The organism is Rhodococcus olei (genome assembly GCF_039540555.1).
Taxonomy (GTDB): domain Bacteria; phylum Actinomycetota; class Actinomycetes; order Mycobacteriales; family Mycobacteriaceae; genus Rhodococcus_G; species Rhodococcus_G olei.
In genome coordinates this window covers 74,706-99,800 of the sequence record NZ_BAABFB010000075.1, presented here as the reverse complement: position 1 = coordinate 99,800, position 25,095 = coordinate 74,706, and the positions used below count along the sequence as shown (strand labels likewise).

23 protein-coding genes and 1 tRNA gene are annotated in these 25,095 nt (G+C 69.6%); 11 read left to right on the top strand and 13 right to left on the bottom strand.

Annotated elements, in window-relative coordinates; translation table 11 throughout:
* Positions 1-83 precede the first annotated feature (83 nt).
* The 4 genes from ABD951_RS25165 to ABD951_RS25150 form a co-directional block, all read right to left on the bottom strand.
* The gene (locus tag ABD951_RS25165; RefSeq protein ID WP_345352046.1) at positions 84-989 is read right to left on the bottom strand and encodes a hypothetical protein; all 906 of its coding nucleotides are present in this window, start codon (positions 987-989) and stop codon (positions 84-86) included.
* 171 nt (positions 990-1,160) lie between these two features.
* Entirely contained in the window at positions 1,161-4,163 is a 3,003-nt protein-coding gene (locus ABD951_RS25160) for a hypothetical protein (RefSeq protein ID WP_345352043.1), read from the bottom strand.
* A gap of 311 nt (positions 4,164-4,474) precedes the next feature.
* Positions 4,475-5,644 carry a serine/threonine-protein kinase gene (locus ABD951_RS25155; RefSeq protein WP_345352040.1) on the bottom strand — a complete coding sequence of 390 codons (1,170 nt, stop codon included), beginning with the start codon at positions 5,642-5,644 and terminating at the stop codon, positions 4,475-4,477.
* Positions 5,645-5,724: 80 nt separating this feature from the next.
* Positions 5,725-5,961 (bottom strand): hypothetical protein, encoded by a 237-nt coding sequence (locus ABD951_RS25150; protein WP_345352037.1) that lies wholly within the window; start codon positions 5,959-5,961, stop codon positions 5,725-5,727.
* A gap of 85 nt (positions 5,962-6,046) precedes the next feature.
* Here ABD951_RS25150 and ABD951_RS25145 point away from each other — a divergent pair, with 85 nt between their 5' ends.
* The 7 genes from ABD951_RS25145 (at position 6,047) to ABD951_RS25115 (ending at position 11,659) form a co-directional block, all read left to right on the top strand.
* A complete protein-coding gene (locus ABD951_RS25145) occupies positions 6,047-6,499 on the top strand; it encodes a hypothetical protein (protein ID WP_345352034.1) in 453 nt (150 codons plus the stop codon).
* A gap of 85 nt (positions 6,500-6,584) precedes the next feature.
* Entirely contained in the window at positions 6,585-6,986 is a 402-nt protein-coding gene (locus ABD951_RS25140; protein WP_345352031.1) for an MmcQ/YjbR family DNA-binding protein, read from the top strand.
* Positions 6,983-8,170, top strand: a complete 1,188-nt coding sequence (locus ABD951_RS25135; RefSeq protein ID WP_345352028.1) for a sensor histidine kinase — start codon at positions 6,983-6,985, stop codon at positions 8,168-8,170. Before ABD951_RS25140 ends, ABD951_RS25135 begins: the two co-directional genes overlap by 4 nt.
* A 28-nt stretch (positions 8,171-8,198) precedes the next feature.
* On the top strand, positions 8,199-9,026 hold the full coding sequence (locus ABD951_RS25130) for a LytR/AlgR family response regulator transcription factor (protein ID WP_345352025.1): 828 nt from the start codon (positions 8,199-8,201) through the stop codon (positions 9,024-9,026).
* Positions 9,023-9,424: a hypothetical protein gene (locus tag ABD951_RS25125; protein ID WP_345352022.1), complete on the top strand. Its 402-nt coding sequence runs from the start codon at positions 9,023-9,025 to the stop codon at positions 9,422-9,424. The genes ABD951_RS25130 and ABD951_RS25125 overlap by 4 nt, the downstream gene beginning before the upstream one ends.
* Before the next feature lie 14 nt (positions 9,425-9,438).
* Positions 9,439-11,193: a sodium/solute symporter gene (locus tag ABD951_RS25120; protein ID WP_345352019.1), complete on the top strand. Its 1,755-nt coding sequence runs from the start codon at positions 9,439-9,441 to the stop codon at positions 11,191-11,193.
* A 106-nt stretch (positions 11,194-11,299) separates the two neighbouring features.
* Positions 11,300-11,659: a Rieske 2Fe-2S domain-containing protein gene (locus ABD951_RS25115; protein WP_345352016.1), complete on the top strand. Its 360-nt coding sequence runs from the start codon at positions 11,300-11,302 to the stop codon at positions 11,657-11,659.
* 25 nt (positions 11,660-11,684) lie between these two features.
* Here ABD951_RS25115 and ABD951_RS25110 read toward each other — a convergent pair whose 3' ends face one another.
* Both ABD951_RS25110 and ABD951_RS25105 read right to left on the bottom strand, forming a co-directional pair.
* Positions 11,685-12,434 carry an SDR family NAD(P)-dependent oxidoreductase gene (locus tag ABD951_RS25110; RefSeq protein ID WP_345352013.1) on the bottom strand — a complete coding sequence of 250 codons (750 nt, stop codon included), beginning with the start codon at positions 12,432-12,434 and terminating at the stop codon, positions 11,685-11,687.
* Positions 12,431-13,129, bottom strand: a complete 699-nt coding sequence (locus tag ABD951_RS25105; protein ID WP_345352010.1) for a TetR/AcrR family transcriptional regulator — start codon at positions 13,127-13,129, stop codon at positions 12,431-12,433. The genes ABD951_RS25110 and ABD951_RS25105 overlap by 4 nt, the downstream gene beginning before the upstream one ends.
* Before the next feature lie 337 nt (positions 13,130-13,466).
* Here ABD951_RS25105 and ABD951_RS25100 point away from each other — a divergent pair, with 337 nt between their 5' ends.
* The 3 genes from ABD951_RS25100 (at position 13,467) to ABD951_RS25090 (ending at position 15,981) form a co-directional block, all read left to right on the top strand.
* Positions 13,467-13,829: a DUF485 domain-containing protein gene (locus ABD951_RS25100; RefSeq protein ID WP_345352007.1), complete on the top strand. Its 363-nt coding sequence runs from the start codon at positions 13,467-13,469 to the stop codon at positions 13,827-13,829.
* Positions 13,826-15,460, top strand: a complete 1,635-nt coding sequence (locus ABD951_RS25095; RefSeq protein WP_345352004.1) for a solute symporter family protein — start codon at positions 13,826-13,828, stop codon at positions 15,458-15,460. The genes ABD951_RS25100 and ABD951_RS25095 overlap by 4 nt, the downstream gene beginning before the upstream one ends.
* Before the next feature lie 89 nt (positions 15,461-15,549).
* On the top strand, positions 15,550-15,981 hold the full coding sequence (locus tag ABD951_RS25090) for a type II toxin-antitoxin system Rv0910 family toxin (RefSeq protein WP_345352001.1): 432 nt from the start codon (positions 15,550-15,552) through the stop codon (positions 15,979-15,981).
* A 7-nt stretch (positions 15,982-15,988) separates the two neighbouring features.
* Here the strand turns inward: ABD951_RS25090 and ABD951_RS25085 are convergent, their stop codons facing one another.
* The 5 genes from ABD951_RS25085 to ABD951_RS25065 form a co-directional block, all read right to left on the bottom strand.
* Positions 15,989-16,864 (bottom strand): universal stress protein, encoded by an 876-nt coding sequence (locus tag ABD951_RS25085; protein ID WP_345351998.1) that lies wholly within the window; start codon positions 16,862-16,864, stop codon positions 15,989-15,991.
* A gap of 122 nt (positions 16,865-16,986) precedes the next feature.
* Complete coding sequence (locus tag ABD951_RS25080; RefSeq protein WP_345351995.1) at positions 16,987-17,232, bottom strand: YgaP family membrane protein; 246 nt, start codon at positions 17,230-17,232, stop codon at positions 16,987-16,989.
* 93 nt (positions 17,233-17,325) lie between these two features.
* Positions 17,326-18,210, bottom strand: a complete 885-nt coding sequence (locus ABD951_RS25075) for an ABC transporter substrate-binding protein (RefSeq protein WP_345351992.1) — start codon at positions 18,208-18,210, stop codon at positions 17,326-17,328.
* Between the two features lie 175 nt (positions 18,211-18,385).
* A complete protein-coding gene (locus ABD951_RS25070; protein WP_345351989.1) occupies positions 18,386-19,573 on the bottom strand; it encodes a lipase family protein in 1,188 nt (395 codons plus the stop codon).
* Positions 19,574-20,142: 569 nt separating this feature from the next.
* Positions 20,143-20,215 (bottom strand) — tRNA-Arg (locus ABD951_RS25065).
* Between the two features lie 238 nt (positions 20,216-20,453).
* Here ABD951_RS25065 and ABD951_RS25060 point away from each other — a divergent pair.
* Positions 20,454-21,356 (top strand): oxygenase MpaB family protein, encoded by a 903-nt coding sequence (locus ABD951_RS25060; protein ID WP_345351986.1) that lies wholly within the window; start codon positions 20,454-20,456, stop codon positions 21,354-21,356.
* A gap of 12 nt (positions 21,357-21,368) precedes the next feature.
* Here ABD951_RS25060 and ABD951_RS25055 read toward each other — a convergent pair whose 3' ends face one another.
* Both ABD951_RS25055 and ABD951_RS25050 read right to left on the bottom strand, forming a co-directional pair.
* Positions 21,369-22,637: a YhgE/Pip domain-containing protein gene (locus ABD951_RS25055; RefSeq protein WP_345353223.1), complete on the bottom strand. Its 1,269-nt coding sequence runs from the start codon at positions 22,635-22,637 to the stop codon at positions 21,369-21,371.
* 87 nt (positions 22,638-22,724) lie between these two features.
* A complete protein-coding gene (locus ABD951_RS25050) occupies positions 22,725-24,977 on the bottom strand; it encodes a glycoside hydrolase family 3 C-terminal domain-containing protein (RefSeq protein WP_345351983.1) in 2,253 nt (750 codons plus the stop codon).
* Positions 24,978-25,095: the final 118 nt, after the last annotated feature.

The window sequence follows — 25,095 nt, the reverse complement described above, 5'->3', positions numbered from 1 at the left end:
CCCACTCGGTGCGCCGGCACCCACCGGCCACTATCCCGCAATGTCATCGACACGATCCAGCCAGGTGAAATGTCACCCGTACTCTAAGGGAGCTGGCGGCGCTTCTCGTACTGGGGATCGAATGTGTTGCCAACGGTGTCCTGCGCTGGGTACGAGTATTTGACCCTCAGCTTGAGGTACTGTTTCTTCTTTGGGTCATTTGAATATGCGAGCAGTGCTGCGAAGAAGTCGACGCCGTCCCCGCTTGGGGCCACTTCAATGCAACCGTGGCTATATCCTTTTCTGGAATTGTGGATGTAGAATCCGTCGCGCTTGTGCATGTCGCCCTGCAGGGGGTTCAGCTTGACCCGCATCGTCCCCCAATTGATGTCAACAATTCCCTGGCCGCCGATACGTAGGAACTGGACGCCCTCCTCGGTGTTGCTCGTTGAGTTGTCGCCGCGTCGGTTGGCGGCTTCGACCGACGCCTGCCCTGGAGAGACGGCCGCCCTCAGCGCAAACAGACCCTCGGGTAGCGGCCCGTGATCCTTCTGATTCTGGGCAAGTGCGATTTGGTGGCCGACGAGTCCCGAAGTCGCCGGAAACAGTAGACTTCCGCGAACGATCGAGGGGCGATTGCCGTGCCAGTACAAATACCGGCCAGAATATGTCATGTCGGTTTCTGTGTCGCTCGCATCGTCCACCCGTATGTTCACGACTCCGAGTGTGGGGACATCGTCGCCGTGCCGCGTGGTCACCGCCGCGGCGGTCAATTGTCCAGAGCCGCTGATTCTTCCCGTCACCCGAAGTGTGCGAAACGACCTCCTCGCGGTGACTCCGGAATTGAGTTCATCAATAAATACGAGCGGCGCGGACTGTCTGAAGAACGCGGTGTGTACATGGTCGCCGGGGGCTCCTTGCCAAACTATCGGCCTGGCCTCTTCACCTGTCTTCAGCGCGAGGTCCGTCAGAGTTCGGAACGGCGACTCTTGAAATGCAAAATTGGCCATTCTGGCAGTCCGTTCATCGTTGTCCGGTTGCAGATCGATCTGACCCGTAGGCCGCACCCCGCTGATACGGCGGACTGCCGGGCGGCCTCACTGTCCGGCGGGAACGGCGAGCGGGGCGCAACCGCAGGCGCGGGCGCGGGAGTGGAGGGATCTGTACCCATCCCGGGCCCCTCACGCGATGGTGGCGAGATTGGAAGTGATCGCGATGTCGGTGCCCGACGTCGGCGTGTATTCGTTCCATTCAGCGATGAGCGCGCCCTTCTCCCCAGGCTGCAGAACAGCAATTGGCGTGGCGGTGCCGTCATGATCGAACGACAGGTTCTCGACGGCGATCTCAGTGCCACTGGGAATCTCGATGATCCGAACCGATTCCTGGAGGCGGCGATCGTCGTCGCTGTCAAGCACCACAGGCAGGCCGGCGACGAACCCTGCACTGTCTGCCACCTTGATCGTCACCGGGGACGGGCTGGCCATCAGTTTCGCCGTCGAGGTCGTGAAGACGGCGTCTTCCAGACGGCTCGCTGACTTTCCCGGGTTGGCCGGTGGAATCCCCGGGTAGTTGCGGTCGTCGTAGGCGGCGATCTCCTGGGCGATCGACAGATACGGTGCTGGTATCGCGGCATCGATCGATCCGCCTTCGGCGAACCGCATCCAGCGTTCTTCCCACCCCTTGCGTACCGTGAGAACGACCCGCGCGGCGCCGGCGCGCAGGAACGCCTGCCGATTCGGGTCGGGGTGGCGCAGATCGCGAACGAACCCCCAGCTGGGCGGGACGTCCCAGAAGTACGAGTACAGGAAGCTGACCACGTTCTCCCATTCGATCGCCTCGTTGATGAACTTGACGAGATCCTCGTGCTGGCGCATCAGCGTCCACTGCTCTTGACTCAGGCCGAGTTTCGATCCGTCGAAGCCGATTCCGTGTTGCAGATCCACGTTGGCGTCCTTGAACGCGTTGAGCACATCGTCCGGCATGAACTCGAAGTTGGCGCCGAGGATGAATCGCAAGACGCTCTTCATGATCTCGTCGCCTTCTTCGCGCCGCAGTGTCAATGTGTCCACGTTGGCCAGTCGTGCTTCGGTCTCGGCGATCCGCCCCGCGATTTCCTGCTGCTGCGCAAAGTACTTCGTCTGGGCCGCGCCGAACAGCGCATTCCACACTTCGTCCTGCCAGCGCTCGATCGTCTCGCGGGTCAGCTCCACGTTGGCTGTGAGTCCGACGAACACCTGCTCCGAGTGGTGGAAGAAGCACGTCACTTTCTGGTGCCCGACCTCGTGCTCGAGAAATGGTGCGTTCGCCGGCGCCAACAGCTTGTGACTGCGGATGATCAGCGGCCCGCCCAGGTTGTTCCAGGCAGGTTGTGGCGCGGTGCCGATGACGTCGAAGTTGAGGTGGTTGTCGTCGCCGTCTTGCTTGCCGATCTGGGTATCCAACAGCACCTCTCGGATCCGGGTGCCCGAAGGTACGTCGAATTCCAGGTCCAGGAACCACCAGCCGCCGTTGGTGCTCACATGAGCGCTGGCACCGACCGGGGCCGGATCGGAGGGATACGGGGGCACGGTAACCCCGTACTGATCGGCAAGCCACTGGTACTTCGGCACGCCGGTCGGACTCGGTTGGCCGTTGGAGTCGACGAGATCGATGGCAATGTCCGAATGTCGTACCGGAAACTCGAATGGCCCCAATTGCCCCCGCAGTTGTTCGAGTTCAGCGTAGGACCGGCGCATCGCGGCGCCCGGCTCGGGAATTACGAGGTCGTAGGTGAGGCGAAGTCCATACCGGTACAAGCGAACCCGCCACTTCCGCATCATGGCGAAGTAGTCGATCCGGATCGGTTGCTGACTGGGGTTCTTCAAGATCCGCGTCGATGTCTCCGACGAGCCGGTCTCGGTCTTCGTCGAGATCGTGACTTTGTGTTCCTGGCGTGCACGCGACGACGCCTTCTCGGTGGTCGTACGGGCGTGTTTGATGCTCTCGGTCGCGGACTTCGAATGTGCATCCTGGGCCGTGAAGTTGGTTGTGCTCGAACCCGAGATTATTGGGATTCCGCCCTGCACGGTGCCGGTGATGTTGAACTGGTTGGAATGCTGATTCTCCGAGGTTGCGGCCTGCGACAGGTCGGTGTTGTCGGTCACGCCGGTTTCGCTGACGCTCTCCAGAGAGTCGGTGACGATCGTGGTGAACTCCTTGGACGTCACCGACCATTCCTTGTGGGTGACCGCGGTTTCCTCGCCGGGTGCCAGCGGGACCGTTGAGATGAGCTCACCACGCTGAATCCCCGCTGGAACCATTTCGATGCGTTCCAGATTGAGCAGCCCGACCGGCAGCACGGGTGTGCGGTCCAGTTCTCGAGCAGCAATCACAGCAGTGTTCAGCAAAACAGCCGCGTGAATGTCGGGGTTGCGTGCCAGGTGCTCGGCGCGCAGTTCGACCAGTACGTTCGCGAAGGCGGCGAGCTCGGCGGTGGGAAGTGTCGCCATGACTGCGACATCTGGCTGCAGCGAGGGCACGGGGGGCTGCTCGAGTCCAGAGAGCGCGTCGAGTGTCTTCTCCGACACGACTTCGCCATGCATGTGATCGTCGGGGTCGGCGGGCTGCATGCGAGTACGTACCTCGTCGGTGTCGCCCGGAGAAAGTGCAAACTGACGGATCGCCACCAGTTTCGTCAGACCGCCGCTCGCTGGCCGTTCGGCATCCACCGCGGGGCCGTTGGGCTCTCCGGTGGCCGGTGCGACCTGCAGTGGTACCAGGGTGCCCTTCAGGACATACCTGGCCGCGCTGTCGAGCACGAGGGGTGCTGACGGCTTGGTGGGCTCAGGAGACTGGTCTCCCTGATCCAACGGCTTCAACAACGACTCGAAGCTGGTGTTCTGTTCCCCGTGGCGGACATTGAACCCTTCGATCACCGCGGCTTCCAACACAGCGAAGTCGACATCGTCGATTCGGCGCGGAGACGGATTGCCAGACGAGTGCTCGTAGTTGAACACGATCACATCGATGAACACCGGCAACCGTAGAGCGCGGCGCTCGAGCAACTTCAGCAGGGCCGCCGCCACAGCGGGATAGGGGGTGAATTCCGCGTTGGCCAGGAAATCAAGCAGGGACTCTCTCGGGATACTGAAATCGACTCCCACATCGTCGAGGGCTCGAATCACAGCGTCAAGATCAGCAGCCATTACGATCCTCCCGCACACCAGGACTCGCTTCCAGATCGGCCTCTTGCCGATTGTGGCACCACCCCGTACGCGTGGCGCGCGTACTCGACTACTCGTCTTCACGGCCCCCGCGGACTCCTGCCTGTCACGGTGACTCGAGCCCAGCGGTACAGGCAACCTCGCCTGCAGGGCGGGGTATGGATCAACCCGACGACCGACGCCGTGGAGGTGCGTCGCCGATGTGGTCCTCCAGGTCGGGGGTTCGGCCCGCGAGGCGAGCACGAGCCGGCGTGTGCTCGACGCAGGACATCCGCGACGCGGACCGATGTCGCTCAGTTGCCGCTCTTGTCGCCCTTCTCGTTGGTCTTTCCGGCGCCCCCGTTGCCGTTGTGGTTTCCGTGGCTTCCGTTGCCCGGGCCCGGATTGGTCGGCGGGGGAGCGTTCGTCACCGGGGGTGCGACCGGCACGAGGGCGGTGCTCGTGACCGGTGGACGGGTCGGGCTGACCGTGGTGGGGCCGACGGTGCTCCCGTCGTCGCGCATGGCGACCGCGAGTGCCACGAGGGCGACCGCCACCAGCAGAGCCGCGACGGCGGCGATCACGCCCGTTCGCCGGGACCTCCGGACCGGGGCGGGCGATGCGGCCGGCGCGGGTGCCGCGGGGGTGAACACCCGCGTCGGCGGTGGAGCCGTCGGGCGCGGAGCCTGCAGTGCGGTGGCCATGGCGTGTGCGTCGGGAAAGCGGTGCCGCGGGTCGCGAGTCATCGCGCGGTCGATCACCTCGACGAGAGCGGGATCGACGTCCGGCCGCAGTGCGGCCAGCGGCGGATACTGCCCGTTCATGATGGCGTGGGCCAGCGCGATGGACGTCTCGCCCGCGAACGGGCGTCGCCCCGACAGCGCTTCGTAGCCGACGACGCCGACGGCGTAGAGGTCGTCCGCGGCGGTGGCGGGCTTGCCGGCGATGCGGTCGGGACCGAGGTAGGCGACGGTGCCGAGGACCAGCCCGGCCGCGGTGTGGTCGGTGTCTGCGCTCTTGGCGATGCCGAAGTCGGTGACCTTCACGGTGCCCGCGGCGTCGAACAGGACGTTCGCGGGTTTGATGTCGCGGTGCAGGATGCCCGACGCGTGGGCCGCACCGAGCGCGGCCAGGATCTGGGTGAGGATCGTGCGCACCCGCGGTCCGGGCAGCGGGCCGGTGCGAATGTCGTCGGCGAGCGACCGACCGGGCAGCCGTTCCATCACGATGAAGGGGACGCCGCCGTCCTCGCCGCTGTCGTGGACGGCGACGACGTTCGGGTGGTTCAGGGTCGCGGCCAGCCTGGCCTCGGACTCGAAACGCCGACGGGTGTCGGGAGCCGATGCCAACTCCGCGCGGAGTACCTTCACCGCCACCGGACGGCCGAGGCGCCGGTCCCACCCCTCGTGGACGTCCGCCATCCCGCCGCGACCGAGCACTCCCCGCAACTCGTACCGACCTGCGAGAACCACCGTCACCGACATACCCTCACGCTAGACGGCCATTGTCTCGCAACCTCCGGTGGGCCACACCCCGGTCTCGACCGCCGCCGGTCCTCCGGCGCTCAGAGCGAGCCGCCCTCGAAGGCGGCCGGCAGCGCCGGCGCCGGATCTGTCGCGGTGGCGCTGTTCGCCACGGCGACAATGGTTCCCGCCAGCGCCACCAGCGCCGTGAGCACTCCGGCGGCCGCCGGCGCGCGCCGCGTTCGCCGCTCGGCCGAGGGGGTTCGCGCACGCGTCGTCCACAGCACCGCACTCGCGGCGACGAGGACGGCCGCGACGATCGCCCAGACCACGGCCATCACCGCGTGACAAGCGGGCGAAGTCGCTGATCATCACGTCGAGTGCGGGCGAGGCCGGGTCACCCCCGCGCGGGCGGTCGACCAGGTGCTGCCCGAACTGGTCGAGTGTGTCGGCGAGTTCTCCGTCGGTTTCGCCGACCGGCAGCATCGACATCAGCGACAAGAAGGGGGCCATCGCGCCCTGGATGTCGGCCATCGTCGCCACCAGCGCGACCAGGGCGAGCCCGACGACGAGTGCCCCGCCCGTCGCGAGGGCGGCCCGGTGCCGGGCCCCGCGATCGCCGGCCCGCAGATACGCCCGCCACACGAGAGTGCCGAGCGCGACGAGGAGGGCCGGCCGGACCGCGGCGATCACGGCCTCCGTGACGGGAGGGACGGTGCGGCGCGGACGTCATGGGCCGCATTCGACGGTCGGGCCCGGTGGGATGCGGCGCGGCTACGCTCGCCCGCCGGCCGGAACATCCGCCACGTGCTGGTGTTCGGCGGGGTGGCACCGGGTCTGCTGGCGACAATTCTCGCGCGATCGGGTGGTGCGTGACCGGATCGGCTGCGGGCCGCGACGTTTCGGGCTCGGACGACGCCGATCCGGACGAGCGTGGGCGTGCTGTCGTAGCGTGGGGCGCATGACCGCGCCCCGCCCGCTCGACCGGCTCCGCGAGTTGTGCCTGCGGCTGCCCGAGGCGACCGAACGGATCAGCCACGGCGAGCCGGCCTGGTTCGTGCGGCGGGCACCCCAGTTCGTCACCTACGCGGAGCGGCACCACGACGACCGCGTCGCGTTCTGGGCGGCCGCGCCGCCCGGTGCCCAGGCGGACTGGGTGTCCCGCGACCCGGAGCGGTTCTTCGTCCCGCCGTACGTGGGCGGTCGCGGCTGGATCGGCGTCCATCTCGACGTGGGTCCGAACGGTGTTCCCACGCAACGTGACTGGCAGGACATTGAGGACATCGTCGACGACGCGTACCGGACCGTGGCGCCCGCGACCCTGCGGGCCCGGCTCGACGCCGACGGGGGCGGGCACCGATGAGCGCCGCGGTGATCCTGATCCTGTTCGCCGCGCTGGGCGTGCTCGCCGTCGTGGTGCTGCGCGCCCGGACCCGGCGCACCCTCACCACCCCCGAGGAGCGTGCGGTCCACGCCACGCTGCACACCGCGTCGCTGGCCGCCCGGCCGTTGCGGCGCGGCCTCGACGCCGCCTCCGCGGCCGAGGCCGCGCCGCACCTGCGGGCCCTCACCTCAGCGGACTCCCTCGTCCTCGCGGACGCCGACGGGGCGGTGCTGGCGTGGCACGGGCCGAACGAGCACCTCGCCGACCGGTTCGCGGCCGCCGCCCGCGCCGCGGCCGAAACCGGGCGGCGGGAACTGATCACCGACCCCGGCCACGGTGTCCGCGCGTTGATCGTGCAGCCGCTCGTGGTCGACGACGTCGGGGTCGTCGGGGTGATGGGGGTGCTGACGGCCGCCGCGCCCGGGCCTGGGATGCTCGGTGCGATCACCGAGGTCGCCCGCTACGCGTGCAGCCAGATCGAGCTCGCCGAACTCGACGCGTCCCGGGCCCGGCTCGACCGCGCCGAGGTCCGTGCACTGCGCGCGCAGATCAGCCCGCACTTCATCTACAACGCGCTGAACACGGTGGCGTCCTTCGTGCGCACCGACCCGGACCGCGCGCGGGAGCTGATCCTCGAGTTCGCCGACTTCACCCGCTACTCGTTCCGTTCGGCCGGCGAGTACACGGTTCTGTCGGACGAACTGCGCAACATCGACCGCTACCTGACGCTCGAGCGGGCCCGCTTCGGCAGCGCCCTCGAGGTGCGGCTGCAGGTGGCCCCCGAGGTCCTCGGTGTGGTGCTGCCGTTCCTCGCGTTGCAGCCGCTGGTGGAGAACGCGGTGCGGCACGGCCTCGCGGGGCAGGCCCACGGCACCGTCACGATCGTCGCCGCCGACGAGGGAGCCGACTGCGTCATCAGCGTCGAGGACGACGGTGTCGGGATGGATCCCGAACTGCTGCGGTCCGGGTCCCTCGACGCGGTGGCGTCGGGCACCGGCGGACCGAGCGCGACCGAGTCCGCGCACGTCGGCCTCGCCAACGTCGACGACCGGTTGCGGGCCGCGTTCGGCGACGACTACGGGCTGGTCGTGGAGACGGCGCCCGGCGCGGGCACGAAGGTGAGCATGCGGGTGCCGAAGTTCCGGCCCGGGATCAGGGCTTGAGCCCGCCGGTCCGGAGGAGCGTGGCACGATGGTTGTCGTTGTGACACAGAATCTCGAAGGGGTGCCCGATGCCCCGCTGACGGTGCTGGCCGTGGACGACGAGCGTCCCGCGCTGGACGAACTGGCGTACCTGTTGGGCACCCAGTGCGACGTCGGCGAGATCCTCACCGCCGGGGACGCGACGACCGCGCTGCGGGTGATCAAGGACCGGCTCGGTGCGGCGGCGCCGATCGACGCGGTGTTCCTCGACATCAACATGCCCGGGCTCGACGGACTCGAGCTCGCGGGGGTGCTGTCCGCGTTCGCGACGCCACCCGTCGTGGTGTTCGTGACCGCGCACGACGACCGCGCCGTCGACGCCTTCGACCTCGGTGCCGTCGACTACCTGCTCAAGCCGCTGCGCGGGGAGCGCCCCGCCGAGTCGGTGCGCCGGATCCGCACCGCCCGCCGGTCGGCCGAACCCGCGCCCGCCGCGGAACCGGATACCCAGGACGAGGTGATCCCGGTCGAGCTCGGCGGCGTCACCACCCTGGTGCACCGGTCCGACGTCGCCTGGGTCGAGGCCGACGGCGACTACACCCGCCTGCACACCGCCACCGGCTCGCACCTGGTCCGGATCCCGATCTCCGCACTCGAGTCGCGCTGGCAGGCGGCCGGGTTCCTGCGGGTGCACCGCTCCTACCTCGTGGCCCTGCCGCTGGTCACCGGGATCCGCAGCGTCGGCACCGGAACCGTGGTGTGTCTGCGCGTCGCCGCCGAGTTCCCGGTCGTCGAGCTTCCGGTCAGCCGCAGGCACACCCGGGAACTCAAGGATCGTCTCGTGCGGGCGCCGCGGCAGAGTTGGACGACTCGGTGACCGGCCACCCCGGTCCGGACCGGTCCGCCGGCGGTGCCGGGGCGGCCCGCCCGCGTGAGCGGGTCGTGCTCGCGCATCGGCGCGGTGCCCGGACGGTCCGGACCCGGGTCGAGGTCCAGGAACAGACCGAGGTCGGCGACGCGATGATCCGCGCGTTGGTGCGGGCGCAGCTCGGGCTCGCGGTGCGGTTCGCGGCGGCGGTGCTCCTGGTGGTGGCGGCGATCCCGCTGGTGCTGGTGACGCTGCCGTCCCTCGCGGACGCGTCGGTGTTCGGGGTGCGGCTGTCGTGGGTGCTGCTCGGCGTGGCGGCCTACCCGGCGCTGTACCTGGCGGGCCGGCTCTACATTCGCCTGGCCGAGCGCACCGAACAGGAATTCGTCGACCTGGCCGACGACTGAACGCGGAGGTGACGGTGACGGGGGAGCCGATTCCCGTGCTGACGGTCGTCGCCCTGGTGGCCGCCGCGATCGCGACGATCGCGATCGGTGCCTACGGGGTTCGGTTGGCGCGCACCACCTCCGACTTCCTGGTCGCGTCGCGCAGCGTCGGCCCCCGATGGAACGCCGCCGCCATCTCCGGCGAATACCTCTCGGCCGCATCGTTTCTCGGGGTCGCCGGGCTGATCGCGAAGTACGGTGCGGACGCGTTGTGGTATCCGGTCGGCTTCACCGCCGGATATCTGGGACTGCTGCTGTTCGTCGCGGCCCCGCTGCGTCGATCGGGGGCCTACACGGTGCCCGACTTCGCCGAGTTCCGGCTCGGCAGTGCCCGACTGCGGAAGCTCGCGATGGTAGTGGTCGCGGTGATCTGCGTCCTCTACATGGTGCCGCAGTTCCAGGGCGCGGGCCTGGCGCTGGGGGTCCTGCTGGGGATCCCCGCCTGGGTGGGCGCGGTGGTGGTCGCGGCGATCGTGATCGCGAACGTCGTCGGCGGCGGCATGCGGTCGATCACGTTCGTGCAGGCGTTCCAGTACTGGCTGAAGCTGACCGCGGTCGCGGTGCCGGCCCTGGTGCTCGCGGTGCACTTCACCGGTGCGGACCGCGACCTCGGCGGCCCGGCACCGCCCACCGTCGCCGACCGGACCACCGTCGACGTGACCACCGACGTGATCGTCCAGGTTCCGGAACCGTTGTCCGCCACGGTGTCCGGGACCCTCGACCGGGAGCCCGTGCACGGACCCGTCGCGATCGCGGCCGGGGAGCACGAACTCGGCGCGGGCACGGCACTGGTCCTCGAGGCGGGTGCGCCGGTCCCGGTGGTCGCGGGTGCCCCGCCGACCGGAGATCGGTGGCTCGAGCCGGGGTGGGGTTTCGGGGGCTCGCATCCGTGGTACCAGGTGTACTCGCTGATCATCGGAATCTTCCTGGGCACCATGGGGTTACCGCACGTCCTGGTGCGCTTCTACACCAACCCCGACGGCCGGGCGGCGCGGAGGACGTCGCTGGCGGTGATCGGTCTCGTCGGGGTGTTCTACCTGTTCCCGACCCTGCTCGGGGTCTTCGCCCGGTTGTGGGTGCCGCAACTGCTGATCACCGGAACCTCGGACGCGGCGGTGCTGCTGCTGCCGTCCGCGGTGCTCTCCGGTGTCGGCGGGCAGTTGCTGGCGGCGCTGGTGGCGGCCGGGGCGATCGCCGCCTTCCTGGCCACCTCGTCGGGCCTGCTGGTCAGCGCCGCCGGCGTGCTGAGCACCGACGTGCTGCGCGGCCGGGTCCGGGACTTCCGGGTGGCCGCGGTCGTCGCCGGCGCGGTGCCGCTGGCGCTGGCGATCGGCGTGACCTCGATCGACCTGTCCCGCACCGTCGGGTCGGTGTTCGCGGTCGCGGCGTCGACGCTGTGCCCGCTGCTGGTGCTCGGCATCTGGTGGCGTGGTCTGACGGCGCCCGGCGCCGGCGCCGGCCTGATCGTCGGTGGGGTGACGTCGGGGACGGCGGCGTTGCTGGCCTCGCTCGGCGGCATCGGTGCGGGGCCCTGGCACGGCTGGCCGCAGGTGCTGATCGGCTACCCGGCCGCCGTGACGGTGCCGCTCGCGTTCGCGGTGATGGTGCTCGTCAGTCGAGCGACCCGGGGCCGGATCCCGGCCGACGTCGCGCGCACGTTCACCCGCATGCACGCACCCGAGCGGCTCGGTGTCGGCCGCGACCGCGAGGGTGACCTGCGTTCGATGTGACGGGATTCCGGTGGCCGGTCACCGCGATTGACGTCATCGGGGTGCGTCGGCGACCGTGACGGGCGGGGTGTGCGCGCGGTGCGCGCACCCAGCGGAAGGAGATCTCGTGGTGTACTGGCACTGCCTCGGGCCGGCCGGCGACTATCGCGACGGCAAGCCGCACGCCGTCCGCGCCTTCGACACCGATCTGGTCGCGTTCGCGGACCGGGCGGGTTCGATCCGGATGCTCGACGCCCGGTGCCCGCACATGGGCGGGGATCTCACGCACGGCACGGTCGTCGGCGACGTGATCGACTGCCCGATCCACCACTGGTGCTGGGACGGCACCGGCGCCAGCGTGTCCGGTGCGCCGGTGTCCACACCCGCGCGGGCATGGGCGACCGACGAGCGGGACGGACTGCTCTACGTGGGCAGGGCCGAGGCGTCCGAGGCGGAGCGGAGCGGGACGGTCGGCGCCCGCGCGTGACGGACCGGACCACCGGCCCGGTGCATCACGCCGCGGTGAAGCCGCCGTCCATCGGGTAGTAGGCGCCGGTGGCGAATCCGGCTGCGTCCGAACACAGGAACGCCACCAGCCCCGCGACCTTGTCGGCGCGGCCGAACCGGCCGACCGGGTGCCGGGAGATCTGCTCGGCCCGCTTGGCCGTGTCCCACACCTCGGTCATCGGGGTCTCGATGATGCCGGGACCGACCGCGTTGATGCGCACGCCCTGCCCCGCGTACTCGAGCGCGGCGGCGCGGGTCAGTCCGAGGACGCCGTGCTTGGACGCCGCGTAGGCGCTGATTCCGGACGGGCTGCCCACCACGGCCATCGTCGAGGCGAAGTTGACGATGGCTCCGCCGCCGGCGGCCAGGATCGCGGGGATCTCCGCCCGCAGCGCGTGGAACGTTCCGTCCAGGTTGATCGACACCACACGTCGCCAGGTGTCGAGGTCCAGGTCGGCGACCTTCGCGAAGGGACTCTGGCTCACCCCCGCCGCGTTCACGGCGATGTCGAGGCGGCCGAACACGCGCACCGCGGCGTCCACCATCGCCTCGGCGGCCGTCGGGTCGGTGATGTCGGCCGTGAACGGTGTGGCCGCGGTGCCGATCTCGCTCGCGATCGCGTCCGCGCGGGCACCGTCGACGTCGACGACCAGCACCCGCGCGCCGCCGTCCGCCAGCGTGCGTGCGCACGCCGCGCCCATTCCCGAACCGCCGCCGGTCACCAGGGCGACCCGGTCTTCGAACGGAGCGATCACGGTGCGTCACTTCCTTCCACGGTCTGTTCGGGTGCGATCCGCAGCCCGTGCCGGGCGGCAACTCCGCCGAGGAATCCGTCGAGAGCCTCGACGAACGCGGCGGACCCGCCGTTCTCGTGCAGATGGGTCATGAACCAGGTCGAGCGGGGATGACTGTCGGGGAACTGCGCACCGAAGCGGGTCACCAGTTGCGCCCAGTGGTCCGCGAGTTCCGGTTCGGCCGCCCGGTCGCCGCTCCGGTTCTCGATCGCCATCGAGGCCATGCCCAGGGTGAGGCCACGCACCCCGAGGACGACGGAAAGGCTGTGCGGCCGAGGAACTCCGGCCCGCTCCAGTCGTTCGAGCAGCCGCTCCAACTGGTCGAAGGATCCCATGTCGACTCGAAGCCGAGGGGTCGACCAGACCTCGATGAGCCACGGGTGCTGGGCGAAGGCGTCCCAGTCGGAGAACGCGACGTCGCGAAGCGCCGCGTCCCAGGTGACGCTGTCGCCGACGGGCGGACGGCGGTCGCGGATGATCAGCTCGACCATGGCGACGAGGAGGTCGTCCCGATCGGTGACGTGCCGGTAGGGCGACATGGTGGCGACGCCGAGGGCGCCGGCGACACGTCGCATGGTGAGCGCCCCGAGTCCCTCCGCGTCGGCGATCGTGATGCCGGCCTGGGCGAGGCTGGTGCGTGTCAGCGGGGTATTCACGAATCGATGCCTTCCGGACGATGACTCGGCGAGCCATCGATGTGTACATCGTACGCACACCGGTGACGGCCCTCACAAGTCGAGGGGTCGGGGTGGAGGTTGTGTGACGCCCCGCCGGGCCCGGCGCGTGCCGCGGTGGAGCGGGCGCACGGGCCTCGGGACGGGCCGACATCCCCGATGGCCAGGGCGCCGCTCGTCGCGTCGAATCGACCGCCCGGCGCGCGATCGGGCAGCTCGGCGTGTGACCGCCGACACAGCATGGTGCTGTGACCTGGGTCTCACTAGCGTCTGGGTTCGGCCAGCCCATGCTGGCGCCCACTCGACCGAGGAGTCCGACGTGACCACAGCCGACCTCAGTTCGGAGGCGACGCCGACCCGGCGCGTCCCGGACTCGCAGGCCTTCATCGAGATGCAGGCGAGTCCGGAGTTCCAGGATCTGCGACGCCGGTTGCGCCGCTTCGTCTTTCCGATGACGGCGTTCTTCCTGACCTGGTACGCGGTGTACGTGTTGCTGGCCACGTACGCGGCGGACTTCATGGCAACGAAGGTCGTCGGCAACGTCAACCTCGGCATCGTCCTCGGGTTGGGGCAGTTCGTGTCGACGTTCGTCATCACGGCGCTGTACGTGAAGTTCGCGAACCGCGAGCTCGACCCCCGTGCCGCGGCTATCCGCGACGAGTTGGAAGGACCGGTCAAGTGACGATTCTGGCCGCAGGCGGCTCCCAGGTGGGCAACCCGGTGCTCAACATCGCCATCTTCGTGGCGTTCGTCGTGATCACGATGGGCATCGTGATCCGGGCGAGCCGCACCACGAAGAAGGCGTCCGACTTCTACACCGGCGGCGGCCAGTTCTCCGGGCCGCAGAACGGATTCGCCATCGCCGGCGACTACCTGTCGGCGGCGTCGTTCCTCGGTATCGCCGGCGCGATCGCGGTCTACGGGTACGACGGCTTCCTGTATTCGATCGGCTTCCTCGTCGCCTGGTTGGTGGCGCTGCTGCTCGTCGCCGAGCTGCTGCGCAACACCGGCCGGTTCACGATGGCCGACGTGCTCAGCTTCCGGCTGAAGCAGCGGCCGGTCCGGATGGCCGCGGCGCTGTCGACCCTCGTGGTGTCGCTGTTCTACCTGCTCGCGCAGATGGCCGGTGCCGGCGGTCTGGTCGCGCTGCTGCTCGACATCCACGACAAGGCCGGTCAGGCCGTCGTCGTGGCCGTCGTCGGCGTGCTGATGATCGTCTACGTCCTCGTCGGTGGCATGAAGGGCACGACCTACGTGCAGATGGTCAAGGCCGTCCTGCTCATCGCCGGCGCCGGCATCATGTTCGTGCTCGTCCTTCTCGCCGTCCGCGGCAACTTCTCGCAGCTGCTCGCCGACGCGCAGAGCACCGTCGCCCGGTCGACCAACGACGCCGTCGCCGGCCGGGACGTGCTCGCGCCGGGTGCCAAGTACGGCATCAGCTCGATGTCGCGGCTGGACTTCCTCTCGCTCGGCATCGCCCTGGTCCTGGGCACCGCCGGTCTGCCGCACGTGCTGATGCGCTTCTACACGGTGCCCACCGCCAAGGAGGCACGCCGCTCGGTCACCTGGGCGATCGGACTGATCGGCGCCTTCTACCTGTTCACCCTCGTGCTCGGCTACGGTGCGGCACGAATGGTCGGCCCCGACAAGATCCTCGCCGCCCCGGGCAAGGAGAACGCGGCGGCCCCGCTGCTCGCGTTCGAACTCGGCGGCACGCTGTTCCTGTCGATCATCTCCGCCGTCGCGTTCGCCACGATCCTCGCGGTCGTCGCCGGCCTCGCGATCACCGCGTCGGCGTCGTTCGCGCACGACATCTACGCCAGCGTCATCAAGCGCGGCAAGGCATCCGAGGAGCAGCAGGTCAAGGTCTCGCGCATCACGGTCGTCGTGATCGGCCTGGCGTCGATCGTGCTCGGCATCCTGGCGATGGGGCAGAACATCGCGTTCCTGGTGGCACTGGCGTTCGCGGTCGCGGCGTCGGCGAACCTCCCGACGCTGCTGTACTCGCTGTTCTGGAAGAACTTCAACACCACCGGTGCCCTGTGGAGCATCTACGGCGGTCTGTCCAGCTGCCTGCTGCTGATCGTCTTCTCGCCGGCGGTGTCGGGCGCGAAGAGCTCGATGTTCCCGAACAGCGACTTCTCGTGGTTCCCGCTGGCCAACCCGGGCATCGTGTCCATCCCGCTCGCGTTCGTCCTCGGCATCGTCGGCACCCGTGTCGGCCGCCGCAAGCTCGAGGACGCCGCCAAGCAGGCCGAGATGGAGGTTCGCTCCCTGACCGGCGTCGGCGTCGAGAAGGCGGTCGCGCACTAGCGCACGCCTCGCAACCCGCGTCCCGCACCTGGACGGCCCCGACGCCAGGTGCGGGACGGCTCGGCGTCCCCGGCCGCTACCATGCGCGCATGGCAAAGCTGAAGGTCTCGGTTGCGGTGCCGCTCGCACCGGAAGTGGCGTGGGAACGGGCCAGCGATCTGTCGGAATTCGACAAGTGGCTGTCGATCCACGAGGGGTGGCGGTGCGATCTGCCCGCCGAACTGCTGTCCGGCACGACCGCCGAGTCCGTCGTCAGTGTCAAGGGACTGCGGAACCGGGTCAAGTGGGTGATCACCGACTACCAACCCCCGAAGACCTTGGTGCTCGCGGGGGACGGCAAGGGCGGTGTGAAGATCGGCCTGGTGTTGTCGGTGACACCGAAGGATTCGGGCGCCGAGGTCGGGCTGAACATCGACCTCGGCGGCGCCCCGTTGTTCGGCCCGATCGGATCCGGCGTCGCCCGCGCGCTCAAGGGCGACATCGAGTCCTCGCTGCAGAAGTTCGTCACCCTCTACGCGTAGAGGTCCGTCAGCGGCGTTCCCGCACGATCATCAGCGGGCGCTCGATGCGGTGCAGCAGGGCGCGGCTCGTCGAGCCGAGCAGCATGCCGCGGAAGCCGCCGCGGCCGTGACTGCCGACCACGACGAGCTGCGCCGTGTGGGACTGGTCGAGCAACTGCTCGACCGCACGGTCGCGGACCACGACCCGGCGCACGTCGACGTCGGGGAAACGTTCCTGCCACCCGGCGAGACTCTCGGCGAGGGTCGCCTCCTCGTTCTCGGCGAGGCCGGGCCACGGGATCTCCTCGACCGCGGCGGGCAGAGTGTCGAAATCGACGTCGCTCCAGGCGTGTACCGCGACGAGCGGCGCGGCGCGCAGGGAGGCCTCCGTGAACGCGGCCTCGACGGCGGGCGCGCTGTTCGCCGATCCGTCGACGCCGACGACGACCGGGCCGTCGGCGGGATCGGTGTCGACGGTGGGGACCACGACGAGCGGACAGCGGGCGTGGGTGGCGAGCGCGGCGGTCACAGAGCCGAGCAGTGCACCGCGCACCGCGCCGAGCCCGCGGGTGCCGAGCACGATCATCCGCGCGCGCTCCGACTCGTCGAGCATCACCGGGATCGGTGAGCTGTTCACGATGACGGTTTCCGCCTCGAGTCCCGGTGCCGCCGCGGCGGCGACGTCCTTCGCCTCGGCGAGAACACGTTTGGTCTCCCTGTCGAGGTCGTCGTAGAACTCCTGCGACGCCATCAGCGGGCCTCCGTAGGCGAGCGTCGCCGGCTGCGCGGCCACCAACCGCAGCGGCACCGCGTGCCGTGCCGCGGCGCGGGCCGCCCAGGCCGCCGCGGCCTTCGAGGTGTCCGATCCGTCGACGCCCACCACGATCGCGGGGTTGATGGTCATTGCGCCCTCCTGACGCGGAACGCGTGCGGGTGGGCCGTCCACCACCGTTCCGCGCTCCCATACTCGCCCGCGACCGGGCGATCACGGCAGAGGCGAACGTCCTCGGTGGCTCGTGTCGTCGATCACGCCGAGTGGCGTGCCGGGGCGGCCGAGCAGGCGACCGGAACGCCGGCGCGCTGCATCAGCAGGCTCGCGGGGCACCAGCCGACCGCGGCGTAGAAGACCAGGTTGGCGCCGACGAACCCGGTGAGGACCAGCCACCACGGGGACAGGGCGGCGGCGAGTGCGGCGCTGAGCAGCACCATCAGCCCTCCGAGCAGGGGGACGACTCGTGCGACGGTCCATCCGTCGTGATGGGGCAGGGGCATGACGCTCACTCCTCGACTCGGTGTCGATGTCCAAGATACCCCCAGGGGTATGTAGGTGGGATGTCGGATCCGTCACGGTCCCGAGGGAGTGGGCTATTCGAGGATCGACGTGCCGACCGAGTCGACCAACCAGGCCTGCGCCAGCTCGTCGAGGGTGCCGTCGGCGTAGAGCGAATCCACCGCCGCCGACGCGCACGGCGTCAGCCGGCTGCCCTTCTCGAGCACCAGGCCGAAGAACTCGGTCACGGAGTTGGGGCGCGGGAACTGGCCCACCAGGACGCTGCCGGGAAGGTCGGATTCCGTGATCTGGAATCCCGTCGGGATGTCGACCACGAGCGCGTCGATCCGGCCGTCGGCCAATGCTGCCTTCGCCTCGTCGTTGGTGGCGAACGCGACCGGATCCTGCGACGGCCGAATGGTTCCGGTGATCGCGGACAGGCTCGTCGAGCCCGCCTGTGCCCCCAGCCGGAACCGGGTGATGTCGCCCAGGTTGCGGGCGAAGGCGGCCGGGGTGCCCGCCATCGCAACAATCGCCTGCCCGACCGCGTAGTACGGGGACGAGAAGTCGACCGCCTCGCGGCGGTCACCGACGATCGTCACCTGGTTGATGTCGAAGTCGAAGTCCTTCGGCCCCGGCGTGATCGCGTCGGCCCACGGCACCCGCACGAACGTGACCCGGTCCGGCTGGTAGCCCAGGCGATCCGCCACCGCCCGCGCGACCGCGCCCTCGAATCCCTTGCCGTTGGCGGGGTCGTCGTCGACGAACCACGGCTCGTACGCGGGTGAGTCGGTCGCGATCGTCAGCGTGCCCGGGGCCTTCGTCGTGCGACTGTCCGGCCCGCAGTCGCCGATCGCCGCCGTCGGCGGCAGCTTCGTGTACGCGACCGGTGGGAGCGTGGTCGTCGCCGGCGGCGGGGTGTCGGCTCCCGTCGTCGAACATCCTGCGAGTGCGACCGCCGCGGTGATGGCAACTGGCATCAGTGCGGCGGGACGATGTCCGGTTCTGGGCACCGGGACATACTGCCGTGGGTGAGGGTGGGCGGCAACACGCAGAGCGAGCACGCTGCCGGGTGCCGGGGCCGGGTGGTCGAGATCCGCCCCGTGCGCGGTGCCGGTCGTGTCGCGATCGGTGGGTGAGCGGCGGGTCGGGTCGTCAGCAGCGGGTCGGTGCCGGTTCCCCGCGGAAACGGGCCTCGATGTAGTTCCAGGCGTCGCCGAAACCGGCCACGGCGGTGGTCATGTGCTCGGCGATGTCGTACGGGACGAACGTCACCGCCGCACCGGCGGCGCAGTACCGCCGGGCCACGTCGTCGACGGCATCGAACGGCGTCAAGCCGTCGTACACGCCGTGCCAGATGTAGATCGGTGCCGTGGGAACACCGGAGTCGTACCGCAGACTGTTCTCCCGCAGGACCGCCCGGGCCTCCGGGCTGGTCAGGAGGCTGGTCGACGTCGCCACCTGGTCGGCGCTGCGGTTCACCCCGTGGAAGAGCAGGAAGCGACGGCACTCGTCGTGCATCCAGTCGCGCAGCCATCGGCCCGTCGCGTTCAGCTGATCCGACACCGGCAGCCGGTCGGGGTACTCCCGCTCGAGGCCCATCGCGGCGGCGAACGCGAGCCCGAATCCCGGGTGCGGGTTGCTGCCCAGTGCCTGCGCCATCTGCTCGAGATCGGCGGGGATGCCGCCGGCGGCGACCCCTGCGAGCGTCAGCTCCGGCGCGTACGTCGGTGCCAGAGCGGCGGCCCAGGCGCTGGCCATGCCGCCGCCGGAGTATCCGGCGAGGGCGACGGGGCTGTGGGCCAGTCCCAGCTCGGCTGCCCGTTGCACCGCTCGGATGCTGTCGAGGGTGATCATGCCGCCCAGTCGAGCGGCGCCGTAGGCGCCGGTCGGCCCGAGGTGGTCGGGCACGGACACCGCCCAGCCGCGGGCGACGGCCAGGTTCATGCCCGGCGCATCCTGCAGCTCGCCGTTGAACAGGGATCGGGACGGATTGCATTTCGTGCCGAGCGAATTGACGATCGCCTGATACGAGACGAGCGGCGGGTTCGCGACACCGCGCGGGAGCAGGACGGTCGTCATCCCGAGGATCGGCGTGCCGGCGGAGTTCGTCGAACGGAACGCGACCTGCCGGCCGTCGGTGTTCGGGTACATCCAGGTGTCGATCGGACGGATCCGGACGACGTCGCCCGGCTGCCGGGTCGCGAGATCCTCGGGTGCCAGATAGAAGGGATCCGGATCCGGGGTGGGGTAGAGGGGCGCGGCGTGTGCCGGAGCGAGGCCGAGTACGGCGAGGAGGAGCCCGACCGCCAGAGCCGCCGGTCTCAGTCGATGTCGCCGCATGGGTCGGGTGCCTCCTGGTTTGGATGTGGCTGATGCGCCTGCTGTTGCGCAATTGTGCTGAACGTTATCTTTGCGGAGCGTGGTCGGGCATCTCGCGGAGGGTGCACGCCAGAGGGACTGGACGTGACGTCCACCTTCTTGTCGGTACCTCTCGCTGGGCGGTCGTCGATCACCACGGTCGGCCGCTGCATTTGGGGAGGGCGCGGCGGCTGGCTCGGCGGACCGGCGACTGGCTTCGGGGGTACCTCCCTGCACGAAGTGCTTGGGGGAATCGCCGCCTCGCGTGGCTGCACCCGTCCGGGTTACCAAGCGCCCGCGTCGATGACCGCGGTCCACCAGCCACCACCTCGGCGAACTCGTTGCGGCGGCGTTGGTGCACCACCGCGCGCGCCGGGACGCGGGGCTGCGGGAGCATCGGAGACGGTGGGAGCGGAACACCGGCGATACCGATCGTGCGGGTGACGAGGGCTCGTGACGGGCATGCTGCCATCACGTCCGCGAGAGGGAGCGGCCTCGCGCGAGGGAACAGCCGGAGTGCCTGATGCTGCATCTGACCTGGCCTTTTCTTGTGCCCTCGGCAGGATTCGAACCTGCGACACCGGCTTTAGGAGAGCCGTGCTCTATCCCCTGAGCTACGAGGGCGTGCAGCGGTGTGGGCGTCGCCGCCGTCCCCGCTGCACTTGGCAGTGTAGCGGGGCCCGCGACCTGGGGCCCCGCCGCCCGCGGCGCACGCCGTCGAGGGCGGGCACGCGATTGTGCCACGCCGAGCGCCCGGCGAGTGCTATGTTAACGGAAATTCGCGTCGGTCGGGCGGATGTGTCCCGCGGGAGCCGTTGATGCCCAGGCCGTTTCGCGTCCGGGATTGGCGAAGGAGGGGCGCATGCCGCGCAGCTATGTCAATCTCGGCCATCCCCCGCGGCTGACCACCGCGCAGACCCGCATCACGATCACCGCCACGCCGAAACGGTGGACCCGGCACAACCCGGACCTCACCGACGCCCTCGATTTCTGGTCGTTCGCGGGCGCGGCCGCGAACGTCGTCATGCAGATCGGCTGGCCGGAGATCGCCTACGGGGTGATCGAGAGCAAGGTCGAGTCCGGGTCGCTGATGGCGCACCCGTGGAAGCGGGCCCGCACCACCACCCAGTACCTCGCGGTCGCGATCCTCGGCAGCGACGCCGAACGGGCGGCGTACCGGGAGGCGGTCGACGGTGCGCACCGGCGCGTGCGGTCCGACGAGAACAGCCCGGTCCCGTACAACGCCTTCAACCGCGAGCTGCAGTTGTGGGTCGCGGCGTGCCTCTACATCGGCTTCGAGGACACCTTCCAGCTGCTGCACGGCAGGCTGTCCGGCGAGGCGCTCGAGCACTTCTACCAGCGGTCGTCGACGCTCGGAACCACCCTGCAGGTCACCGAGGACATGTGGCCGGCCACCCGCGCCGACTTCGACGTCTACTGGAACACCGCCTGCGAGCGGGTACGGTTCGACGAGCGCACCGCCCGCTTCGTCGACGACCTGGTCGGACTGCGAATGATCAACTGGCCGCTGCGGGCGACGTTCCGGAACCTGTTGACATTCCTGACGATCGGGTTCCTTCCGCCGCTGTTCCGGGAACGGCTCGACCTCGCGTGGACCGAGGACGACCGCCGCCGGTTCGAGCGCCTGTTCGTCTTCGTCTCGTTCGTCAACCGGTTCCTGCCGCGGTTCCTGCGAACCGGCGGCAGTCACCTGATGATGCGCGACCTTCGTCGTCGAATCCGCAAGGGCACGAACCTGATCTGACCGCGCGAACCGTCAGGCGTCCGCCGCGGGCCGCGCGACACCGCGGTGGAAACCCTTGTGGTCGTACAGGACGGTGACGACGAGTCCGAGGGTGAGGCCGATCGCCAGGCCGATGCCGGTCATCGCGACCGCGTGGGCGAGTTCGGTTGCGCCGCCGGCCCCGAAGTACAGCAACGACCGGACACCGAGGAACACCTGGTGCATCGGTTCGAAACCGGCCAGCCACCCGAAGAACGGGGGCGTGGCCTCGATCGGGATGGTGCCGCCGGCCGACGGCAGCCCGAGAATGACGAACACGAGCAGGTTGACGATCAGGCCCACCGTGCCGAACGCCGCCAGCACCGCCAGTGCCGTGACCCCGACCGCGACGATCGCGAACGTGCCGTACATCCACAGCCCCAACGCGTTCGGCAGCGGCATCGACAGCAGGTGTGAAATCCACAGGTACAAACCCGACACCAGCGGCGCGACCACCAGCATCACGCCCCACTTGACCGCGAGCGTCTGCAACCGGGATATCTCGACCGCCGGATTGTGCACGTACCGCGGCCCGAACTCGGTGGGAGCGAAACCGAGCATTCCGTCGACGAGGGTGTTGACGATCATCGCTCCGGTGAACCCGGCCAGGATCACCAGCAGCGCATAGTAGAACGCGGACAGACCGTTGCCGGTGTGCTCCGGGAGCGGCTTGTACGGCACGGTCAGCACGTCGATCGGTGCCGCGAGCGTCAGCCGGGCCGCGCCCGCGACCGGGGTGTTGCCGACCGCGGCCGCCACCTGGTCGGTGAGCTGCTTGCCGACCTTCTCGTTGACCGCGGTCAGTGCCGGGTCGGTGATCGCCTCGGTCAGCCCGACGCCGAACGTGCCCGCCCGCGGGTTGGTGTGGACGGTGATCACCGGCCGATCCACGTCACCCGGCACCACGCTGGACTGGGCGAGGATCATCAGGCGTTTGGTGAAGTCGGACGGGATCACGATCGCCCCGTACACCTCCGCGGAGTCGAGCATCGACAGCGCGGACCCGATGCCGACCTGCTGCAGGTCCACCTTGTCGGACGGGATCCCGGCGACCAGACCGTCGACGATCTGGTCGCCGATGTTCTGCCGGACCCCCGACCCGGGGGTGACGTCGCCCTCGTCCTGGTTGACGACGGCGACCGGGAATCCGTGCAGGTTGCCCCGCGGGTCGAGGATCCCGCCCAGGTACAGCGCGGCCAGCAGGGCCATCAGCGCCGCCACCGCCACGATCGGGGCCGCCCAGAACATCGGACTGCGGAGCATCCGCGTCCGCTGCCCCGGCGAGGCGGGTTCCGGGGCTTCGTGTTTCGGCCTGCTCACTGTCGGTCGCCTCTCGGTGGGGGAACTGCGTCACGGTCGCGGCGTCCGGGCCCGCACGGTCTCGACCAGCTCGTCGACGAGGTCACCGGACATGCCGGGGACGAACGCGGCCAGCTTCGTCAGCGGGGTGCCGGCAGCCATCTTCGCGACCAGCGGATCGACGGTGTCGAACCGGGCGCCGTCGGTGCCGGACGCGAGCGCCTGCATCAGAAGTGGACCACCGATCGGGTGCGCGAACCACTCGGACAGCGAGGACATTCCGGTCAGGGTCGGCAGGACGCCGTCGCCGGGGGAGGCGAAGGTCCCGGCGAGCCGGATGTCGCGGGACGAGGCTCCGACCCGGATCTCGAAGTCCCCGGCCTCGACCACCCAGCGGCGTTCGCGCGACGACCAGTAGGCGAAGGCGCGGTCGTCGAGGCGGATCGTCACCATCCTCGACTCACCGGGCGCCAGCAGCAGTTTCGCGAATCCCTTCAATTCGTGGACGGGGCGGTCCACCGTCGACTCCACGTCGCGCACGTACACCTGCGGCACCTCGGCGCCAGCGCGGTCGCCGGTGTTGGCGACCGTGAACGTCACCTCGAGTGCGTCCTCGGTCGGTGTCAGGACGAGGTCGGAGTACTCGAACGTCGTGTAGGACAGGCCGAATCCGAACGGATAGGCCACCGGCAGGTCGAGGGTGTCGAACCAGCGGTACCCGACGTGGATGCGTTCGCCGTAGACGACGACGCCGTCGGCACCCGGGAAGTTGAGGTGGCTGGGGGTGTCGGACAACCGCACCGGGATGGTCTCGGTCAGTCGTCCGGACGGGTTCGCGAGTCCGAACAGCAGGTTCACGATCGCGGACCCGCCCGCCTGCCCGAGCAGCCAGCCCTCGAGGATCGCCTGGGTGCGGTCCTGCCAGCCGCTGAGCGCGACCACCCCACCGTTCGACAACACCACGGCGACGCGGGGGTTGACGGCCGTGACGGCCTCGAGCAGCGCCAGCTGGTTCGCGGGCAGGTCGATGTCGGTGCGGTCGAAGCCTTCCGACTCGAACTCGGTGGGCAGGCCGAGGAACAGCACCACGGTGCGGGACTTCTCGGCGAGAGCGACCGCCTCGGCGACCAGGTCCGGGTCGGCGGTGCCGTCGAACCGGAATCCGGGCGCGAAGCGCGCCCACGCGGTGCCGCCGCCGAGCGCGGTCAGCGCGTCGACTGCCGAGTCGACGCGGGTCGGCACCACCTGGGAACTGCCCGACCCCTGGAACCGTGGGGTGCGCGCGAATTCGCCGATCACGGCGACCGAGTCGAGGTCGGTGACGTCGAGCGGCAGCAGACCCTCGTTCCTGAGCAGGACCGCCGATTCGGTGGCCGCCAGTGCGGCCAGGTCGTGATGGGCGTCCGCGTCGGCGTCGGAAGGGGGTTCGCCGGTGCGTTCGGTGCGGTCGATCAGAGTCAGCAGCCGTCGCACCGCCTCGTCCAGCGTGGCCTCGTCGAGTTCGCCGGATTCGACCGCCGCGACGACGCGTTCGTCGCCGGCCGCCGCGGGCATCGTCAGGTCCAGCCCGGCCGCCAGTGCCCGCGGCCGGTCGTTCACGGCGCCCCAGTCCGACATCACCAGGCCGTCGAACCCCCAGTCGTCACGGAGAACTTCGGTGAGCAGCCAACGATTCTCGCTCGCGTACGTGCCGTTGATCCGGTTGTACGAGCACATCACGGTCCACGGCGCTGCGGTGGTGACGATCCGTTCGAAGGCGGGCAGGTAGATCTCGCGGAGGGTGCGCTCGTCCACCCGGACGTCGATCCGCATCCGGTCCGTTTCCTGGTTGTTCGCGGCGAAGTGTTTGAGCGAGGCGGCGACACCGCGGGACTGCACGCCCTGCACCCACGCGGCGCCGAGCACACCCGCCAGATACGGGTCCTCGGAGTAGTACTCGAAGTTGCGGCCGCACAGCGGCGATCGCCGGATGTTCACCCCGGGGCCGAGGAGCACCGACACGCCTTGTGCGCGGGCCTCGGTGCCCAGGGCGATGCCGACGGTGCGGATCAGGCCGACGTTCCAGCTCGAGCCCAGGCCGACAGCGGGCGGGAAGCAGGTCGCCGGAACGCTGTCACCGAGCCCGAGCGCGTCCCCGCCCTCCGACTGCTTGCGCAGACCGTGCGGACCGTCGGTCAGCATGATCGACGCGATCCCCGCCTCGGGTGCGGCGACCGTGTGCCAGAAGTCGGCGCCGGTGGTCAGGGCCGCCTTCCGGGCGCGACTCAGTCCCGGTACGACGTCCGAATGCGTCTGGTGTGCCATCGAATTCCTCGCCTGCCCGGGACCCGGGCCACCGCCCGCGGTGATGTCGGCTTCAGCCTAGGCCGGAACCGCGGGCCGACAGGACAACACCGGGCGGCCGTGTCGTCACGACACGGCC

Bases quoted from the DNA above. Each gene is read 5' to 3' on its own strand.
- ABD951_RS25165 (WP_345352046.1), bottom strand. From the start codon at position 989: ATGGCCAATTTTGCATTTCAAGAGTCGCCGTTCCGAACTCTGACGGAC.
- ABD951_RS25160 (WP_345352043.1), bottom strand. From the start codon at position 4,163: ATGGCTGCTGATCTTGACGCTGTGATTCGAGCCCTCGACGATGTGGGA.
- ABD951_RS25155 (WP_345352040.1), bottom strand. From the start codon at position 5,644: ATGTCGGTGACGGTGGTTCTCGCAGGTCGGTACGAGTTGCGGGGAGTG.
- ABD951_RS25150 (WP_345352037.1), bottom strand. From the start codon at position 5,961: ATGGCCGTGGTCTGGGCGATCGTCGCGGCCGTCCTCGTCGCCGCGAGT.
- ABD951_RS25140 (WP_345352031.1), top strand. From the start codon at position 6,585: ATGACCGCGCCCCGCCCGCTCGACCGGCTCCGCGAGTTGTGCCTGCGG.
- ABD951_RS25135 (WP_345352028.1), top strand. From the start codon at position 6,983: ATGAGCGCCGCGGTGATCCTGATCCTGTTCGCCGCGCTGGGCGTGCTC.
- ABD951_RS25130 (WP_345352025.1), top strand. From the start codon at position 8,199: ATGGTTGTCGTTGTGACACAGAATCTCGAAGGGGTGCCCGATGCCCCG.
- ABD951_RS25090 (WP_345352001.1), top strand. From the start codon at position 15,550: ATGGCAAAGCTGAAGGTCTCGGTTGCGGTGCCGCTCGCACCGGAAGTG.
- ABD951_RS25085 (WP_345351998.1), bottom strand. From the start codon at position 16,864: ATGACCATCAACCCCGCGATCGTGGTGGGCGTCGACGGATCGGACACC.
- ABD951_RS25080 (WP_345351995.1), bottom strand. From the start codon at position 17,232: ATGCCCCTGCCCCATCACGACGGATGGACCGTCGCACGAGTCGTCCCC.
- ABD951_RS25075 (WP_345351992.1), bottom strand. From the start codon at position 18,210: ATGCCAGTTGCCATCACCGCGGCGGTCGCACTCGCAGGATGTTCGACG.
- ABD951_RS25070 (WP_345351989.1), bottom strand. From the start codon at position 19,573: ATGCGGCGACATCGACTGAGACCGGCGGCTCTGGCGGTCGGGCTCCTC.
- ABD951_RS25060 (WP_345351986.1), top strand. From the start codon at position 20,454: ATGCCGCGCAGCTATGTCAATCTCGGCCATCCCCCGCGGCTGACCACC.
- ABD951_RS25055 (WP_345353223.1), bottom strand. From the start codon at position 22,637: ATGCTCCGCAGTCCGATGTTCTGGGCGGCCCCGATCGTGGCGGTGGCG.
- ABD951_RS25050 (WP_345351983.1), bottom strand. From the start codon at position 24,977: ATGGCACACCAGACGCATTCGGACGTCGTACCGGGACTGAGTCGCGCC.